This is a genomic window from uncultured Fretibacterium sp. (assembly GCF_938030725.1).
Lineage (GTDB): Bacteria > Synergistota > Synergistia > Synergistales > Aminobacteriaceae > Fretibacterium.
The window spans coordinates 1-17,916 of sequence record NZ_CALHIQ010000152.1 but is presented as its reverse complement, the minus strand read 5'-3'; the positions used below and the strand labels follow the sequence as shown (position 1 = coordinate 17,916).

Genomic DNA, 17,916 nt, shown 5'->3' with positions numbered 1-17,916 from the left:
CAACTTTTGAAGATTAATCAGCGCTTCCTTAATTATAACATGTCGTCCGGTCTGCGATGAAAAGGGCGGGCCGCCCCGAAGGGCAGCCCGCCACAAGGTTCGGACAAGCGTAGGGTGAAGGTCAGTTCTTCGCGTCGCCGGGAGCGGGGAGGTCGGCCTTGATGCGCTCGGCGTCATAGGGGATCCCCCGGTTGTACTCGTCCAGCAGGCGGACGACCTTGCCGCTCAAGAGGAGGATGGCGATGAGGTTCGGGACGACCATGATGCCGTTGAAGAAGTCCGAAAGCTCCCACACCAGGTCAATCTTCAGCACGCTTCCGACGAAGATGAAGGCCATGACCAGGACCTGATAGGGCAGGAGGCCCTTCGTCCCGAAGAGGTAGCGAATGTTGGTCTCGCCGAAGTAGTACCAGCCGATGACCGTGGAGAAGGCGAAGAACAGGAGGCAGATGGCGATGAAGGGGCCGCCAAAGGTGCCGAGGAAGTGGTTCTCGAATGCGGCCTGCACGATGGAGATGCCCTTCATGGCGGGTTCGCCGTCCTTGAAGAAGCCCTCCTCAAGGAGGCCGGCGGACATGACGCTGAACACCGTGATGTTCAGAACGACGAAGGTGTCGATAAACACGGCGATGATGCCGAGGACGCCCTGCTCGACCGGGTGGTTCACCTTGGCCACCGCGTGGGCGTGGGGCGTGGAGCCCATGCCGGCCTCGTTGGAGAAGAGTCCGCGGGAGATGCCGTAGCGGGCCGCCTTGGCTACCGCGACGCCTGCTGCGCCGCCCCAGACCGCCTTGGCCTGGAAGGCGCAGGTGAAGATATCCTTGAACACCTGCGGGATCAGGGAGGCGTTCATGGCGATGAGCGCCAGGCCGACGACGATGTAGAGGATGGCCATGAGGGGAACGAGCTTCTCCATGACGGCGGCGATGCGCTTCACTCCGCCGATGAAGATGACGCCCGCGACGATGGCGAGGACCACGCCCGTGACCTTGACGTCTACGTTAAAGGCGCCGTGGAAGGCATCGCTGATGGAGTTGGCCTGCACCATGTTGCCCATGAAGCCCAGGGCCAGGATGATGGCGACCGAGAAGAAGGCCGCCAGGAACCGGGCGAAGACGCCGCCGCCGAGGCCGCGGGAGATGTAGTAGGCCGGTCCACCCACCACCTGGCCGGACTCGTCCTTATCCTTGTAGAGCTGCGCCAGGCAGGCCTCGGCGAAGTTCGTGGCCATGCCGAAGAACGCGGCGATCCACATCCAGAAGATCGCGCCGGGGCCACCCGTGATCAGCGCCGTCATGGCGCCCACCAGGTTGCCCGTGCCCACCTGTGCGGCGATGGCCGTGGCCAACGCCTGGAACGAGCTCATGCCGGACTTGCCGGCAGCCTCCCCGAAGATCGCGAAGTTTCCGAAGAGCTTGCGGCACGCCGTGCCGAACTTCGTGACCTGAACGAAGCCCAGGCGGAGGGAAAAGAAGAGCCCCGTGCCGCAGAGCAGGGGAATCAGGAACTGCGGGCCCCACAGGAAGCCGTTCGCGTTTTTGACCCACTCCAGAAGCTGCGTGAAGAACGGGGAGGAGAGGATGCTGTCCAACGTTCCGCCTGCAGCTCCCGCCTGCGCGGCCACGTCGGCGGATACCGCCGCTGCCGCCGCTAAAGTGCCCAATACCATGATACATGCCCCTTCCTTGTGTTATGACTTGGCGGACCAGACGGCCCGCTTCCGACCCAACTTGAAGCGTTGACATGAGAATCGATGATATTATGCGCTTCAATCATCGTAAACTTACGTATTTAGTATACCTGCTGGAGAAGAAAAAATACAGAGGAGTTGCGCGAAATGGGGAATAATATATTTCAATTACTTCGGTTAAGGAAGCGCCGATAGGGGCAATAAGGACGGCGGGGCGTTTCAACAAAAAGAGCGCTCCCTCCGGCGCGCCGTTGAGGCGGGGCCGGGGGGAGCGTGGGTACTCGCGTTTCCTGTGGGAACTTACGGGGTGACCTCGACGACGGCCACCGCTGCGGCGCAGTCCCCGTCGTGGGTTAGGGACACCAGGACGCGCCCCGGACGTCCGTCGAAGAGGGAGCGCTCCACGTCCGAAGAGAGGCGCACGCGCGGTGCGCCCCCCTCGTGCAGCAGCGTGAAGCCGCCCCCCAGGGTCACGACCGCAAGGGGCACGCGGGAAGCCTTACAGAAGGCCTCCCGCGCGGCGAAGGCGGCGGCGAGGCTGGCAGCCCGCCCGCGGCCCCTGCCCTCGGCATAGGCGATCTCCTCCGGCCGAAAGACGCGCTCCAGAAAGTGGCGTGAGCGGATGGCGCGCTCCATGCGGCTGATGCGGCACAGGTCGATGCCGATGCCCAGGATCACGCGGCGCCCCTCAGGCCAGCATGGCGCGCACGCCCTCGCGGACCTCCTTCAGGAGTTTTTCGCCCTCGTCGGAGGCCAGCTCCATCCACTTGCGCTTGTCGTTCACGTACTTCTGGTCCTTGATGGCGCCGAGGTTGATGGCCACGTTCTCCAGGGCCCCGATCAGGCCCGCGTAGGCCTGCAGGGCGCTGACGGCCAGGTCGCTCGCCGCGTTCTTGTTGCTCTTGTGCAGCAGGTCCTTCGACAGGCGCATGACTGCGAGGCAGTTGTCCGCGGTTTCTTCAGGGGAGAGGATGGCCACCTTGTACGCGTTCTGGATGGCCTCGCTGCGGGCGGCCTTCTCCGCGTCCGTGCCCTTGGGCATGCCGTAGGCCGCGATGACGCCGTCGAAGGCGTTGGTGTCCTTCTGGATGCCCTCCAGGAGCGCTGCGGCCAACTCGTCCGACTCCTTGAGCGTGTTCACGACGAGGGTTTCGAACTCGGCGTACTTCTCCCGGCCCTTCGTCAGGTTGCAGACCATGGAAACCAGGGCCGCCCCCAGGGCGCCCGACAGCGCCGCCGCGCTCCCGCCGCCCGGGGCGGGGGCGTCCGAGCCGAGTTTTGCCGTGAAGTCCTTGAGCGAAAGATCCGTGAGTTTCATGTCGATGCTCCTCCTTTAACCTTGAGCTGATCAAACCGAAAACGGGACCGGTCCCCCTGTCCCTGCACGGGGGGCAATGAAGCTTCCTGTCAGGATTATACCCTGAAAATGCCCTTCGCGCGCCTTTTTGCCTGGATTTTGCTATAATTTACGAAAAGCATATCCTTAATTTTCGCCCACGGGGCGGCATGCCGCCCCGCCCTTTTAGCGGATGCGCAGAAATGGAGGAGCGGCAGATGGAAGATCGGGCACAGGCTCAGGCGGACGTCAGAGGGGGCTCGCTGAAGGCGGGAAAGAAGTGGGAGGTCGTGGTCTTCGACCTTGGTGGGGAGGCCTACGCCATCAACGTGAACAAGACGCGGGAGATCCTGCGGTGGCAGGGGTGTCGCCCCGTTCCCACCACGACGGAGGCCTTCGTGGGAATCACGACGGTTCGGGAAACGATCCTTCCCCTTATCGACCTCCGGGTCTTTCTGGGCATCCGCTCCCCCATCCCCATGGAGCGGACGAAGGTGATGATCGTGGAGTTCAACGACCTGCGCCTGGGGTTCCTGGTGGACTCCGTGGAGCGCATCCGCCAGGTCAGTGCCGACGACCTGGACTCCTCCAAGATGAGCGGCATCTCGGACAAGTGGGTGCTCTACGTCATCAAGAACGACGCCCGCAACATCCTGCTCCTGGACTACGAGGCCATCATCCAGGACACGGCGCCGGCGGTGGCCCGGCACATGTTCGACAAGAACCGCATCAGCGCCTACTTCAATCAAGTGGGGAACGTGGAGGACTTTCACATCCTGGTGGCGGACGACTCGCCCCTGCTGCGCCAGCAGATCTGCGACGTCCTGGGGCAGTCTGGCTTCAACAGCGTCTACCCCGTCAAGGACGGCGCGGAGGCCCACGATCTTCTGATCGGGAAACACGAGAACTTCGACCTCCTGATCTCCGACATCGAGATGCCCGTGATGGACGGCCTGACGCTGGTGTCGGACCTGCGGGCGGACCCCGGCACGGCGGATATCCCCGTCATCCTCTTCTCGTCCATCATGGTGAAGGACCTGCTGGAGAGGGCGGAGAAGCTCAAGATCGTACACGTCCTGAAGCCGGACATCTACCAGCTCGTCGAGGGCGTCATGAAGATATACCAGGAGAAGAAGGAGCGGGAAAAGGAAAGCTGAGGGAGGCTGCTCGAATCCACAGGCGCGACGAGCTTGATCGAGGATCAAGCCCGTCCCCGCTCAGGTTGAGCCGATTTTGACCTTTTACTCATCCGAATGTGGCAGAAAGCGCGCAGTCCCTGTCTCCGCTGCACGTAAGAACTTCGCCTGTGGATTTTGGGGCTACTTTTTCCCCTTTCCTATCGTTTCGGGCGGGATTTCGATCTTGAGCTGCACGCCGCCTCCGCCCGGACGGAGCTTGGCCGAGCTGGGGTCCGCCACGCCGTGCAGCGCCGACCGGGACGCGGCGAGCGTCGCCTCGTCCATGGAGTGCACCACCCTCAGGGCTCCCCTGTAGACGTCCCCCAGCCACCCGCCCCCATCGTTGCGGGACGCCTTCTTTTGCGGCTGAAGGCTTTCCGTCAGGGCTCCGGCCGACAGGCTGCTGTCTCCCGGCAGCAGGGTGTCCCCGCTCGAGCTCCGCGCCCTGACGCGGTAGGCTGAGAGGTCGGGCCCCGCCCTTAGCGTTCCCTTGGCGCTAGCCCCCTTGGACGTCTTGTCGACCCCTGCCCTGGGGGAGGGGCTTGTTGGGGCTGACGTGGTTGTGGGCGAGATGTCCGCGCGGCTGCCGGGCCGCCCTGCGGAGGGACGAACGCCTCCGTCCGCGTGCGGCGCCGCCTTGGCGGGTCGATCGAGCGGGAGGGGGACCGCAGCCTCTTGGCGCCAGGGGGCGGAGGGGAGAGCCGGCACGTCCTTGGGCGGGGAGCTTTGCAGCAGAAGGCACACAGCCGCTCCGGCCGCCAGGGAGGCCAGGCCCCCCGCGACGAACAGGGCTTGGTTCAGCCGCCTGCGCCGTCCTTTTTTCCGCACGATCTCGTCACCCTTTCGGAGGATTTTTCAAGGATATAGGTTATTATAACCTGAGTGGAGGTTTGAGGACTGAAACTTACTTTAAACGAGCGATCGAGGGGCGTTTCTGGCTTCGAGAGCATTTTGAGAGGAGATATTTTTGGATGGCTTATGATTTTGACAAGGTGATCGACCGGCGCGGCACGAACTGTTCCAAGTGGGACGCGGACCCCAACAAGACGATCCCCGGGGTGGAGTACCCGGTGGACCGGGACATCCTGCCGGTGTGGGTGGCGGACATGGACTTCGAGGTGGCCCCTGAGATCACGGAGGCTCTGGCGGAGCGGGTCAGGCACGGGATATTCGGCTACACGAAGGTGCCGGATGCCTGCTATGACGCCATCATCGCATGGCAGGAACGGCGTCACGGCTGGCGCATCAAGAGGGAGTGGATCACCTTCACCCCCGGCGCGGTCAGCGCGGCGCACATGGCCATGCAGGCGTACTGTCAGGTGGGCGACAACGCCATCATTCAGCCGCCGGTCTACTATCCCTTCTACCGCACGGTGCACAACAACGGCGGCCTCCTGTCCTGCAACTGCCTGCGCCGTTCGGGCAGCCGCTACGAGATGGACTTCGACGACTTCGAGAAACGGGCGGCGGAGGAGCGCACCACGCTCTTCATCCTGTGCAGCCCCCACAACCCCGTAGGGCGGGTGTGGCGCGAGGAGGAGCTGGAGCGCATCGGCGCAATCTGCGTGAGGCACGGCGTCCGCGTCTTTGCGGACGAGCTGCACTGCGACATCGTGATGCCCGGCTACCGGCACGTCCCCTTCGCCAACCTGAACCCGGAGTTCGCCGCCCACTCCATCACCGTCATCTCCCCCAGCAAGACCTTCAACCTGGCGGGCCTGCAGGCGACGGCCGCCATCATCCCGGACCCGGAGATGCGCCAGCGGTTTGAGAACGTCAAGGCCCGCAACAGCCTGTCCGATCCCAACCTCTTCGCCATCACGGCGATGGAAACGGCCTACAGCCGCGGCGATAAGTGGCTGGACGAGGTTTTGGCCTACATCAAGGGGAACTACGACTTCCTGGTGGAGTATATGGGGAAGAAGCTGCCGAAGGTGAAGGTGATGCCCCTCGAGGGGACGTACCTCGCCTGGATGGACTTCAGCGCCATGGAGAGCGACGAGAGGGCGCTGCAGAAGCGGATGTTGACGCGGGGCAAGGTCTGGCTGGACGAGGGCTGGATCTTCGGCGAGGGGGGCGCGGGCTTCGAGCGCATCGTCCTCGCCTGCCCAAGGAGCATCCTCAAGGAGGCCGTGGACCGCATGGCGCGGGCCTTCGAGTAGGCGGAAACGACGCCGTAGGGCGAAGCCGTCGGGCTTCGTTAAGAGAGGCTTCGATCCCAAGGACCGAAGCCTCTCTTTTTGTCGCTTTGCTCCATACCTGGTTGACAGACGTTATCTCAAGATCTCGGAGCAGATACGGATATACCTTATGCTCCGGATGAGGCTTGCTCGCCGCTGGGCCGGGAGCTTGGCCCCAGCAGGGGCTGGGGGTGTGTTGGCCCAGAAAACAAGCCCTAAGGTTTTTGTCAAGAGGAACTTTTTAAGGACACGGAAACTATTTATAGGAGTTATCCCAATGACATAATTCTGTTGATTTGGTTGTAAAAAGCCTATATCCATCTAATGTAACGACAATGTGTTGACATTAAACGAACAATCTTATATGCTCTCATCAGAAACGGAGGTGTATGTAATGGCTACAACGAATTTGAATATCCGAACAGATAAGGATGTTAAGGAACAGGCAGATCAGATTTTTTCCGAACTGGGGCTGAATATGACCACTGCCATTAACATGTTTCTCAGGACAACGATCCGTGAAAATGGAATCCCTTTCTCGCTGAAGCTGGACACTCTAAATGAGGTAACGGCATCTGCCATTGAGGAAGGCAGGCGCATCGCTTCTGACAGCAGTGTAAAGGGCTATACCAATATGGATGATCTCAGGGCGGCGCTGGAAGCATGAAGTACGAGGTCAAATTCACAAATCAGTTTAAGAAAGACCTGAAGCTGGCAAAGAAGCAGAACAGGGACCTGGATAAGCTGTTTGAGGCCATAAATATTCTTGCGGACGGCGGAACGCTGGATGCAAAATACCGCGACCATGACTTATCCGGAAACTATAAGGGAACAAGGGAATGCCACATCGAGCCGGACTGGCTGTTGGTATATGAAATCCGGAATGATGTACTTGTTCTCATGCTATATCGTTTGGGGGCGCATTCAGAGTTGTTCAAGAAATGATCTCGACAACTTTGAATTTGATGAAAGAGCTAAACAAATATGATAATGCCAGAAAAAATTGATATAAGTATGTTTGCCCCATGTGGAATGAATTGTAAATCCAAGTAGGTAAAAAATATGGAAATAAGCAATTGGAAATTTGTCAAAATCACGGCGATGGAAACGGCCTACAGCCGCGGCGATAAGTGGCTGGACGAGGGCTGGATTTTCGGCGAGGGGGGTGCGGGCTTCGAGCGCATCGTCCTCGCCTGCCCAAGGAGCATCCTCAAGGAGGCCGTGGACCGCATGGCGCGGGCCTTCGAGTAGGCGGAAACGACGCCGTAGGGCGAAGCCGTCGAGCTTCGTTAAGAGAGGCTTCGATCCCAAGGACCGAAGCCTCTCTTTTTATCGCTTTTTATCACTCCGCCGCTTTCTCGGCGGCGCGTTGCCTGTCCAGTCGGTGTACCCGGAAGATCGAGATGAAGAGCGGAAGGACGATCGAGTACAGGGCGAGGTCGCCGAGCATGACGTAGCCCTTCTTCACGATGGCCAGCAGGCCGACGCCGGAGACGAACCAGCAGATCAACAGGAACGTCATGGAGAGGATGAAGAACTTTAAGCGCTGTGGGATCTGAGTTGTCCTCCACGAGGCCGCCCAGCGGTTCGCCATGTTGAAGGTAAAGGTGGGGGCCGTGGATATGACGGCGAAGATGACGACCACCCAGTAGATTATCGTCAGAACGGGGCTCAGGTACTCCTTGCACATCAAGAGGATTGGCGCGTTGGATTTGGCGACCTCAGGCATGAAGGGGAGGACGATAATGCCCGTGAGGACGAACAGCATCGAGACCATGACGCCGATGGTGAGGCCAGCTCCCCAGGCGTCCTTCTTCGTGTGGAGCTGATCGGCGTAGTTGCTCAAGGTCGAACCCCAGCTCGAGGTCGTGAAACAGTAGGAGAGAAACATGGAGAAGTGCGCGCCCACGGTCGTGAGCTTCCAGTCCGGACCGATCTTGAAGTTGCAGAGGCGCTCTGCCAGCACGTTTCCTCGGACGTTGATGACTGCGGCCATGATGACCAGCAGAGATACGGTCAGCGAGATGGTTATTATCGTGTTGAACTTCCTCAGGAACCCCGCGCCGTAGAGGGTCAGGAGCGTGAAAAGGACGACGGCCCCGACGCTGCCGACGACGACCGGAACGTCCAGCAGCGTGTTGAAAAGCTCGGCGAACAGTGCGATCGTTGCTGCCACCGTAACGATGCCTAAGAGCGCAGTCCAGATGTCGAAGAAGATCGTGACGATAAGTTTCAGCAGGGGGTTTGCGTCCGGCTTCTGAAGTCCGTAGAGCGCCAAGTAGTAGGCGTTGTAATTGGTCACTTGAAAAGCGCGGACGAAGTCGAGCCCCACCGCGCAGAACAAGGCCATGATTGCGCAGAACATGAGCACCCAAACGATCGCCCAGCCGCCGCCGAGCGTGACGATGTACGCGGACGCATAGACGCCCGATGCCATATTCGCGCCGCAGTAGGTCCCGAACATCAGCGCGCCGATGCCGAACCACGCTTTAAATGTCTCCCAGGCACTTCTCCGTTGCTGCATTGTATTCTCTCCCTCGTTTATACTCGCTCAAACCTCGTGCGAACACAGGCTGTGCGACGCTTCAGGAATTAAAAAAGCAAGATGGTGATGCCCGTGGCAAGGTGGAATGGAGAGGGCGGTATGGATTCCCCCAATCGTAAAAATGTCAGGGCGAAACCATTCTTGAGTCTGGATTACCTTGCCCCGGCAGCGTACTTAATCGCCGCCTGCCTCACCCATTCCAGGCGGTTATCGTCGATGTCCGTGGGGACAGTGCAGTCTGCGCCAAGCGTCACGCCGATCTGCCCGGCATCGTCAAGGTAGCGATAAACCTCCGCCTCCACTTCTTCCCGCGTGCCTTTGTAAATCGTTTCGTCCTGGGCAAAGCCTCCGCAAACCGGCTTTCCGCCAAAGAACTTTTTGCCCTCTGAAAGGCTGATGCCCTCCGCGTGAACCGCCCAGTTGAAGATGGGAACGTCGTAATCCTTGTATAGATCCATGTTGTTGCTCTTTCCGTGATAGCCGCATATGTGCAGCATATTGATTTTGCTCAACTTGTTTGTTTCGGCCAGAACTTTTTTCTCCGAGACCGCGATATGCTTCACGTAGAGGTCGTCCGGGATGTAGTGCGCCTGATTGTTGACGCTGAAGTAAAGGCCCTCTGCGCCACATTCCGTCAGGATCATCTTGTTCAGGGCGATCACGCTGTCCGCGATGATGTCGAGCGCCTTTTCTACTGCAGAGGCATCCTCATCCAAAAAGGCGGACAGCCTTGAGTGCTCGACGGCGAGGCCGATGTCCAAACCGCTCAGCCCGTTGCGCAGGATGATGCAGGGCGAGAAGCCGGTAAAGTAGATCGGCGCATCGGACCCCTCATAGATTTTGACAACGCGCTCCGTCAGCTCCCGACTCTTCTCAAAGAACAAGGAGCCCGGCTGTGGTGGCTGTATATTCCTCAAGTCGGAGGCCTGCTTCACGAAGCTGACGTCCAGGGGCATGATCATCAGGCTGTCGTTCATGATCTTGATGACGTCCGGGTCAAAAATCGCTCTGGCCTTGCGATGGCCTTCAATGTTGTGCTCAAAGGCCTCTTTGTTCTCCAGCCCCTTGAGCCACTCCGCCTCCGAACAGAAGTGGTGGAAGAGCGCAACCGGCACCCGATCTACCGGCTCGTTGTGAAGAAACTTCTCAAACCTCTCTCGCTTCGTCATTACCATTTTCCTTCTCCTTTCTCTCGCCGTCTTCAACGGCTTGATGGAGAAATTATAATATTCGTCGCACTTTTTTGCAATTCTGTTTTAAAACACTTAGTAGATGAAGCGGCTTTTGAGAGCTCAGTGAAGGCGTAACTTTGGGATCGGACAACAGGGGGCATTATGGAGTCAAAAATCAATAAACCCCGCTCAGCGAACGGGGTTTGTGAGAGAATGGGGGACCATCGGTTTTAACGACTGGCGGAGGACATGAGGATGCGCATAAAATTTAAGAATCCAATGCTAATCAATACTTGCGTTTAACTTCTGTCCTTAAATGCCCGCATTTGTGCCCGTGTCGTCGCTTCGGCACAACGTCCAGGGTTCTTCCGTTCGCTTCGCTGCCCTGGTCAGGAGCTTGTATCGTCCGAACGTCACTCCTGTTCCGACTGGTGCCGGAAGTTCAGGTACTCCAGGAAGCGCTTCACCGCCGGGGAGGCGGTCTGACGGCTCCGCAGGGCGACGCCGATATTGCGATAGACCTCGACGTCCAAAGGCTTGATGAGTATCTTATAGGGAATACGCTTCAGGATGAGGGAGGGGAGGACGCTGATGCCAAGGCCGCTCTCCACCATGGACATGATGGCGTAGTCGTCCCACGTGGTGAAGTGTACGTTGGGCTTCAGGCCGAAGTGCTCGAAGATGCCCGATATCTCCGCCCGCGCCCCCTTCTCCAGCAGCATGAAGGGGAGGTCGCAGAGAGCCTGCACGGGGAAAACCTCGCAGTCGGCCATGGGGTGGTCCGTGGGGATGACCGCCATGAACTGATCCCGCTTCAAGAAGATCGTCTCAAGCTTCGGGTGGGCGGGCAGCCTCAAAAAGCCGCAGTCCACGCGGCCCCGCAGCACCCACTCCTCGATCTCCGCGTAGTCGCCCAGCAGGAGCTCGTAGTCGATGTTGGGGCAGTCCTTCTGAAACTCCTTGATGATGGGCGGCAGCCAGTGGGTCGCTACGCTGGAAAAGGTCCCGATGCGGATCAGCCCCGTCTGCAGGCCGTTCAGGCTGTCCACCTGCGTTTCCAGCTTCTGAAACGCGCGGCACAGCTCCTCCGCGCAGGGCAGAAGCCTCATGCCGTCGGACGTCAGCCGGACGCCCCCCTTGCTCCTCTCCAGGAGCGACACCTTCCACTCCTGCTCCAGGTCGCTGATCATCCGGCTGACGCCGGACTGAGAGTAGGACAGCGCCTCCGCCGCCTTCGTGAAGCTCCCATACTCAACCGTCTTGACAAAGGCGAGGTACTTCTGCAGGTTCATGTCCATGGGTGCTCACCCGATTTCATGCATAGAGTTCACAGCTTCAAGAGCTGTTATGCGATTTTGTAATCCATTGCATTTTATACTACACGGTTTGCGCTGAGATTGCAAGGCGACTTAAGTACAAAAAAACCGCGGCCACGAGGGCCGCGGGAGAGGGGTCAATATTGGGTTTGGAGGTCACGCCTCCGCCTTGATCTTCTCGGCGTAGCGGCACAGGGCGCCGAAGGTTTCCTCGCTGATGTCGTGCTCGATCTTGCATGCGTCGGTCATGGCCTGCTCCGGACTGACGCCGAGGTAGATGAAGAACTTCGTCAGCATCTTGTGCTTCGTGTACGTGCTGTCGGCAATCTCCATGCCCGAATCCGTCAGCACCAGCATCCCCGCGTGGTCCGTGGTGACGAAGCCGCGCTCCTTCAGGCGCTTCGTGGCGTAGGTCACGCTGGGCTTCGCCACGCCGAGCTGCGCCGCCACGTCGACGGACCGCACGTAACCCTGCCGCTCCTTGATCATCAGGATCGCTTCAAGGTAGTTCTCCTCCGTCTTCCCAACCTCTGCCGCCGTAGTATCCATGCCAGATACCCCCTAATTTTTAACTAAGATTAACATTATTTAACCTAAATCTCAAGTAAAATCTTCAGGGCTTTTGTCCGGCGCAACCATTTTTCAGTAAAAATACTGAGCGCTCGGCGTGTCTTTGACACGTTTTCTCCCAAAGAGCGGATATTGCAGCGCGCCACAGCGCCGTTCAGAAGTTGCCGAGGGTGCGGCGGCTGAAGGCCCGCGGGCGCAGCCTGTAGTAGGCGACGATCGTGGCGACGCTCATCAGGACCCAGGAAACGGCGTAGACGTTCATGAGCATCTCGAAACTACGATCCCACTGAAAGACCGTGAGGAGCCAGAAGATGCGGAAGACGCAGGAGCCCATCAGGGTGATGACGGTCGGGGTCATGGAGTAGCCCAGCCCCCGCAGCGCCGCCCCGGGGATCTCGTAGAACCCCACCAGGAACTCCAGGGCCGCCGAGCGAAACAGGCGCACCATGGCGAAGGTCATGACGGCGGCGTCCACGGTGTAGAAGCGCATCAGCGGTTCGCTCCAGAAGGAGAAGGCGGCGCAGGTGAGCGCCGTCAGGCCGATGCCCCAGAACATGCTGATGGCGTAGATGCGGCGGCAGCGTTCCTCGTCCCCCGCCCCGTAGTTCTGACTGGTGAAGGTCATGGACGCCTGAGCGAAGGCGCTGATGATGAAGTAGGCGAAGTACTCGAAGTTCAGCGCGGCTGCGGAACCGGCGGAGGCGTTGGCCCCGAAACTGTTGATGCCCGCCTGGATGAAGACGTTGGACAGGGAGAAGACGACCCCCTGCAAACCCACGGGGACGCCAATCTTCAGGATGCGGTGGGTGTGCCCTCCTTTCAGGGACATCTCCCTCCAGTTGAAGGCGAAGGGGGCCGGCTCGCGCATCAGGCAGCTCATCACCATCCAGGCGCTGATGACGTTCGAGATCACCGTTGCAATAGCCACGCCGGTGACGCCCAGGTGAAAGACGATCACCAGCACCAGGTTCAGGATGACGTTGACAACGCCGCCCACCACCAGGAACCAGAAGGGTCGCCGGCTGTCCCCCTTGCTACGCAGCACGGCGGAGCCGAAATTGTAGAGCATGATGAAGGGCATTCCCATAAAGTAGATCTCGAGGTACGTCACGGCCAGCTCCAGCACGTCGGGGGGCGTGGAGAGCATCCTCAGCACGGGGCGCGAGAGCACGAGCCCGGCAGCCGCCAAAAAGAGGCCGCTGATCAGGGCGAGGAGGACGCTGGTGTGTACGGCCTGACGCACCTTCTCCCGTTCCCCCTGCCCGATGTAGTTCGCGATCAGCATGTTGGCGCCCACGGAAACTCCCACGAAGAGGTTGACCAGCACGTTGATGACCGCCCCGTTGCTGCCCACCGCCGCCATGGCCTGGCTGCTGTCGAACCGTCCCACCACGGCCACGTCCGCCGAGTTGAACAGCTGCTGCAGGATGGTGCTGGCCGCAAGCGGCAACGCGAACAGGACGATCTTGTCCCACAGGGACCCGTGCAGCATGTCGATCTGGTTGTTCTTTTGGCTCTTTCCGGCGCGTTCTGCCATGATCCCGATCTTCCCCTCCGAAAATTAAAGCAGGCCGGCGCGCAGGGAGCGCGAGCCCTCTTACCCGCTATTATAGCGTGACTGCACCATCCGCGCTGGCGCTATAATCGCTATAATAACGAGGGCCGCAGCGCCAGGCCGGCAATCACGCAACGGAAAGGAAGTCTTGAGTTATGGATTACGCGAAGGAATCGCTTCGGCTTCACGGGGAGTGGAGGGGCAAGATCGAGGTCGCCGTCCGCGTCCCCGTGCAGACGAAGGAGGAGCTGGCCCTAGCCTACACGCCCGGCGTGGCCCAGCCCTGCCTTGAGATTCAGAAGGACGTGGACAGGAGCTACGACCTGACGCGCCGCTGGAACCTCTGCCTCGTGGCCACGGACGGCAGCGCCGTGCTGGGGCTGGGGGACATCGGGCCGGAGGCCGGGATGCCCGTGATGGAGGGCAAGTGCGCGCTGTTCAAGGCCTTTGGCGGCGTGGACGCCTTTCCCCTCTGCATCCGGTCCCACGACGCGGACGAGATCGTGGAGACGATCTACCGGATCTCAGGCTCCTTCGGCGGCGTGAATCTGGAGGACATCTCAGCGCCCCGCTGCTTCGAGATCGAGCGCAAGCTGAAGGAGCGCTGCGACATCCCCATCTTCCACGACGACCAGCACGGCACGGCCGTCATCACGCTGGCGGGCCTGACGAACGCCCTGAAGCTGACGGGCCGGACCCTGCCGGAGGCCCGCGTCGTCATCAACGGCGCCGGAGCCGCTGCCGTCGCCATCGCAAAGCTCCTGCTCAGCGCGGGCGCGCGGGACGTGACCCTCTGCGACCGGATGGGGACCCTCTACCGGGGCCGGAAGCAGGGCATGAACTGGATCAAGGCGGAGATGGCGGAGGTCACGAACCCGGCCGGCATCCGGGGGACCCTGGCTGACGCCACGAGGGGAGCGGACGTCCTGATCGGCGTCTCCGCTCCAGGAGTGGTGACGCCGGACATGGTCCGCAGCATGGCGAAGGACCCCATCCTCTTCGCCTGCGCCAACCCCACGCCGGAGATCTTTCCGGACGAGGCTCTGAGCGCCGGAGCGAAGGTCGTGGCCACCGGCCGCAGCGACTTCCCCAATCAGATCAACAACGTGCTGGCCTTCCCAGGCATCTTTCGGGGCGCCTTCGACGTCCGCGCGCGGGACATCAACGAGGAGATGAAGATGGCCGCCGCCAACGCCCTGGCGGACCTGGTGGACGAGGCGTCCCTCAGGCCGGACTTCATCATCCCCGACGCCATGGACTCCCGCGTCGTCCACGCCGTGTCCCACGCCGTGGCGGAGGCCGCCCGGAGGAGCGGGGCCGCGCGCCTCTAGCCCTTTGGGGAAACGGACCGGAGGAAACGTCATGGAATACCGCGTCGAACACGACTCCATGGGCACGGTGAACGTGCCCGCGGACCGATACTGGGGTGCCCAGACGGAGCGCAGCCGGAGAAACTTCCCGATCGGCACGGGACTGGAGACCATGCCGCGGGAGGTCATCCACGCCTTCGGCATCCTGAAGCGGGGGGCCGCCGCGGCGAACCGCGCCCTGCGTCCGGAGAAGATGACGGAGGAGAAGTGTCGCGCCATCACCCAGGCGGCGGAGGAGGTGGCCGAGGGAAAGCTGGACGATCACTTTCCCCTCGTGGTGTGGCAGACCGGCTCCGGCACGCAGTCCAACATGAACGCCAACGAGGTCATTGCCAACCGGGGCAACCAACTGGCCGGGCGCCCGCTGCTGCACCCCAACGACGACGTCAACATGTCGCAGTCCTCCAACGACACCTTCCCCACCGCAATGCACATCGCTGCGGTCCTCGCGCTGGAGGACCACCTCCTGCCGGCCGTCGACGGCCTGATCGCGACCTTCCGGCGGCTGGAAGCGGAACACGAGGGCGTGGTGAAGTGCGGCCGAACGCACCTTCAGGATGCGACCCCCATACGCTTCTCCCAGGAGATCTCCGGCTGGCGCAGCAGCCTGGAGCGCGACGCCGAGATGCTGCGAGCCGCGGCGGTCCCTCTGCACGAACTGGCCCTGGGGGGCACGGCCGTGGGCACGGGGTTGAACGCCCCCGCGGGCTTCGACGTCGAGGCCGCCCGCGCGATCTCTGGCCTGACGGGCAGGGAGTTTCGCCCCGCGCCCAACAAGTTTCACGCCCTGACCTCCAGGGACGAGCTGGTCTTCGCCCACGGCGCCATGAAGGCCCTGGCCTGCGACATGATGAAGGTCGCCAACGACGTGCGCTGGCTGGCGTCGGGGCCACGGCTTGGGCTGGGCGAGATCCACATTCCGGAGAACGAGCCCGGCTCCTCCATCATGCCGGGGAAGGTGAACCCCACGCAGTGCGAGCAGGTGACGATGGTGGCCGTGCAGGTGATGGGCAACGACGCGGCCGTCGGCGTGGCGGCCTCGCAGGGCAACTTTGAGCTGAACGTCTTCATGCCCGTCTGCATCTACAACTTTCTTCAGTCCGCGCGCCTTCTGGGGGACTCCATCGCCTCCTTCGACGAACGGTGCGCCGCGGGGATTGCGGCGAACCGCGAACGGATGCGCGCTAACCTGCACGGCTCCCTGATGCTGGTGACGGCCCTGAACCCCTTCATCGGCTACGAGAACGCCGCCAGGACGGCGCAGCTGGCCTTCAAGGAGGGGCTGTCCTTGAAGGAGGCCTGCGTGAAGCTGGGCTTTCTGACGCCCCAGCGCTTCGACGAGGTCTTCCGTCCGGAGGAAATGGCCTGAGGGGCCCGGCGGGCAAGGACCGGCGCCCCCTGACCTCGCCCGTTCCGCTTGACAACCTCCGGCGCTTCCGATTACAATACTTACCGTTGGCCGGGATGGCGGAATCGGTAGACGCAGTGGACTCAAAATCCACCGGTGGCAACACTGTGGGAGTTCGAGTCTCCCTCCCGGCACCATGAAAGCAGGAGCGCTGCGGCGCTTTGACCTCTCAGGGACATAAAGATTTTATCAGTGTTAACAAGGTATTATGGGGCGGCTTGGGCCGCCCTTTTCTTTTCTCAAGCGGGGCCGTCGTCGCACGCGCGGCTCCCGCTTCAAGCCGTTCCGTACACCCCTTCCATCTTTCCCAGGTCCGCAGAACGTCGAGGTGTTGTGGTTGTATAATAAGGTAAATGAGAGTTTGATTTGTATAACTCTCATGGCTTTAGGCTTTCCCCCTTGCCCTTCCTTAGGGTTCTGGCTTCAGGAAAGGAGTGGTTTGCATGGAAAAAAAGAAAAGGAGCGGGGTCGCCCGGCTTCTGGAGATCGCCGGACAGCGGCGCGGGCTGGTGACGCTCTCCTGCGCGCTCTCGGCGGTCAGTGCGGCGCTGATGCTGGTGCCCTTTCTGAACGTGTACTTCATCCTGGGCGAGCTCTTGCAGCATGGGGTGACGCCGGAGAGCTCCGGTTTCTTCATCCGTCAGGGGGCCATTGCCTTCGGGGCCATGGTGGCGGGGTTCGTCGTGAAGTACGCCTCCCTCATAGCCTCGCACGTGGCCGCGTTCCGGATCCTGTACGGCATCCGGATGGGCCTGGCCCGCCACATCGGCAGGCTGCCGCTGGGGTTCCTCTCGGGCACCACCATCGGCGCGGTCAAGAAGACGATGGAGCAGAACGTCGAGGACATCGAACTTTTTGTCGCGCACAGGATTCCGGAGGTCGTCGAAGCGCTGGCCACGGTGCTGATCCTGGCCGGGGCGCTGCTCTGGCTCAGCACCCCGCTGGCACTGGCCTGCCTGGGCTCATTTGTGGCGGCGCTTTTGATGCAGGGGTCCCTGTGGTTCGGCGAGAAGGGCAAAATGTTCCTCAAGAAGTACTACGATTCGTTGGAGCGGGTCAACGCCTCGGCGGTGCAGTACGTGCGGGGGATGCAGGTCGTCAAGGTCTTCGGGCGGACCGTGCAGTCCTTCCGGGGTTTCTACAGCGACATCCAGGCCTATGGGGATTTCTGTCTCCAGTTCACCAACCGCTATGAGCGTGGCTATATCCTGTTCAAGGTGGTGGCCGGCTCGTTCCTCACCTTTCTGCTGCCCGTGGGGCTCCTGATGATTCAGGGCGATCCGGGGAACCGGGCTCTGGCTCTGACGTTCCTGTTCTTCGTCGTGATGGCCCCCGGCGCGGCGTCCCCCATGATGAGCCTGACGATGCTGGCCATGCAGGGACGGCAGATTGACGAGGGCGTGGAGCGCATCGAGGCCGTGATGGAGCGCAAGCCCGTGCCCGAACCCCAGGAGCCCAGGCGGCCCGATCGCTTCGATGTCGAGTTCCGGAACGTGAGCTTCTCCTACGACGCGGAGGGGCCGGAAAACGCAAACGCCGTCTCCACGCGGGCCCAGGCCCTGTCCTCCGTTTCCTTTTGCGCGGAGGAGGGGCGCG

At 61.2% G+C, this 17,916-nt stretch carries 17 protein-coding genes and 1 tRNA gene; 9 read left to right on the top strand and 9 right to left on the bottom strand.

The features are described 5' to 3' along the window. Positions 1-121: 121 nt before the first annotated feature. The 3 genes from Q0629_RS08685 to Q0629_RS08675 all read right to left on the bottom strand — a co-directional run bounded on the left by Q0629_RS08685 (position 122) and on the right by Q0629_RS08675 (position 3,008). Positions 122-1,669 carry a sodium:alanine symporter family protein gene (locus Q0629_RS08685; protein ID WP_298781467.1) on the bottom strand — a complete coding sequence of 516 codons (1,548 nt, stop codon included), beginning with the start codon at positions 1,667-1,669 and terminating at the stop codon, positions 122-124. A 321-nt stretch (positions 1,670-1,990) separates the two neighbouring features. Further along, positions 1,991-2,368 (bottom strand): 4'-phosphopantetheinyl transferase superfamily protein, encoded by a 378-nt coding sequence (locus Q0629_RS08680; RefSeq protein ID WP_298781465.1) that lies wholly within the window; start codon positions 2,366-2,368, stop codon positions 1,991-1,993. A 10-nt stretch (positions 2,369-2,378) separates the two neighbouring features. After that, on the bottom strand, positions 2,379-3,008 hold the full coding sequence (locus tag Q0629_RS08675; protein WP_298781462.1) for a cyclodeaminase/cyclohydrolase family protein: 630 nt from the start codon (positions 3,006-3,008) through the stop codon (positions 2,379-2,381). Positions 3,009-3,244: 236 nt separating this feature from the next. On the opposite strand from Q0629_RS08675, the gene Q0629_RS08670 reads away from it, so the two are divergent. Continuing rightward, positions 3,245-4,183 carry a chemotaxis protein gene (locus Q0629_RS08670; protein ID WP_298781460.1) on the top strand — a complete coding sequence of 313 codons (939 nt, stop codon included), beginning with the start codon at positions 3,245-3,247 and terminating at the stop codon, positions 4,181-4,183. Positions 4,184-4,345: 162 nt separating this feature from the next. On the opposite strand, the gene Q0629_RS08665 is transcribed toward Q0629_RS08670, so the two are convergent. Beyond that, complete coding sequence (locus tag Q0629_RS08665) at positions 4,346-5,032, bottom strand: hypothetical protein (protein ID WP_298781457.1); 687 nt, start codon at positions 5,030-5,032, stop codon at positions 4,346-4,348. A 143-nt stretch (positions 5,033-5,175) separates the two neighbouring features. On the opposite strand from Q0629_RS08665, the gene Q0629_RS08660 reads away from it, so the two are divergent. The 4 genes from Q0629_RS08660 (at position 5,176) to Q0629_RS08645 (ending at position 7,635) form a co-directional block, all read left to right on the top strand. Then, on the top strand, positions 5,176-6,366 hold the full coding sequence (locus Q0629_RS08660) for a MalY/PatB family protein (RefSeq protein WP_298781454.1): 1,191 nt from the start codon (positions 5,176-5,178) through the stop codon (positions 6,364-6,366). A gap of 412 nt (positions 6,367-6,778) precedes the next feature. Continuing rightward, positions 6,779-7,051: a type II toxin-antitoxin system RelB/DinJ family antitoxin gene (locus Q0629_RS08655; RefSeq protein WP_298781452.1), complete on the top strand. Its 273-nt coding sequence runs from the start codon at positions 6,779-6,781 to the stop codon at positions 7,049-7,051. After that, positions 7,048-7,329, top strand: a complete 282-nt coding sequence (locus tag Q0629_RS08650; RefSeq protein ID WP_298781449.1) for a type II toxin-antitoxin system YafQ family toxin — start codon at positions 7,048-7,050, stop codon at positions 7,327-7,329. The genes Q0629_RS08655 and Q0629_RS08650 overlap by 4 nt, the downstream gene beginning before the upstream one ends. A gap of 117 nt (positions 7,330-7,446) precedes the next feature. Next, the gene (locus tag Q0629_RS08645; protein ID WP_298781447.1) at positions 7,447-7,635 is read left to right on the top strand and encodes a hypothetical protein; all 189 of its coding nucleotides are present in this window, start codon (positions 7,447-7,449) and stop codon (positions 7,633-7,635) included. Between the two features lie 91 nt (positions 7,636-7,726). Here Q0629_RS08645 and Q0629_RS08640 read toward each other — a convergent pair whose 3' ends face one another. The 5 genes from Q0629_RS08640 to Q0629_RS08620 form a co-directional block, all read right to left on the bottom strand. Further along, a complete protein-coding gene (locus tag Q0629_RS08640; RefSeq protein ID WP_298781445.1) occupies positions 7,727-8,908 on the bottom strand; it encodes a hypothetical protein in 1,182 nt (393 codons plus the stop codon). Positions 8,909-9,081: 173 nt separating this feature from the next. After that, positions 9,082-10,098 carry a uroporphyrinogen decarboxylase family protein gene (locus tag Q0629_RS08635; protein ID WP_298781443.1) on the bottom strand — a complete coding sequence of 339 codons (1,017 nt, stop codon included), beginning with the start codon at positions 10,096-10,098 and terminating at the stop codon, positions 9,082-9,084. Between the two features lie 416 nt (positions 10,099-10,514). Beyond that, complete coding sequence (locus tag Q0629_RS08630; RefSeq protein ID WP_298781441.1) at positions 10,515-11,399, bottom strand: LysR family transcriptional regulator; 885 nt, start codon at positions 11,397-11,399, stop codon at positions 10,515-10,517. Between the two features lie 174 nt (positions 11,400-11,573). Then, positions 11,574-11,966 (bottom strand): metal-dependent transcriptional regulator, encoded by a 393-nt coding sequence (locus Q0629_RS08625; protein WP_298781439.1) that lies wholly within the window; start codon positions 11,964-11,966, stop codon positions 11,574-11,576. Between the two features lie 175 nt (positions 11,967-12,141). Further along, positions 12,142-13,524: an MATE family efflux transporter gene (locus tag Q0629_RS08620; RefSeq protein WP_298781437.1), complete on the bottom strand. Its 1,383-nt coding sequence runs from the start codon at positions 13,522-13,524 to the stop codon at positions 12,142-12,144. 173 nt (positions 13,525-13,697) lie between these two features. Between Q0629_RS08620 and Q0629_RS08615 the strand changes: the two genes are divergently transcribed. The 4 genes from Q0629_RS08615 to Q0629_RS08600 form a co-directional block, all read left to right on the top strand. After that, positions 13,698-14,873, top strand: a complete 1,176-nt coding sequence (locus tag Q0629_RS08615; protein WP_298781434.1) for an NADP-dependent malic enzyme — start codon at positions 13,698-13,700, stop codon at positions 14,871-14,873. 31 nt (positions 14,874-14,904) lie between these two features. Next, positions 14,905-16,281: a class II fumarate hydratase gene (fumC, locus tag Q0629_RS08610; protein ID WP_298781431.1), complete on the top strand. Its 1,377-nt coding sequence runs from the start codon at positions 14,905-14,907 to the stop codon at positions 16,279-16,281. 89 nt (positions 16,282-16,370) lie between these two features. Beyond that, positions 16,371-16,457, top strand: a tRNA-Leu gene (locus tag Q0629_RS08605). A 306-nt stretch (positions 16,458-16,763) separates the two neighbouring features. Then, positions 16,764-17,916, top strand: a 1,153-nt coding sequence (locus Q0629_RS08600; protein WP_298781428.1) for an ABC transporter ATP-binding protein, incomplete at its 3' end; no start/stop codon positions are given.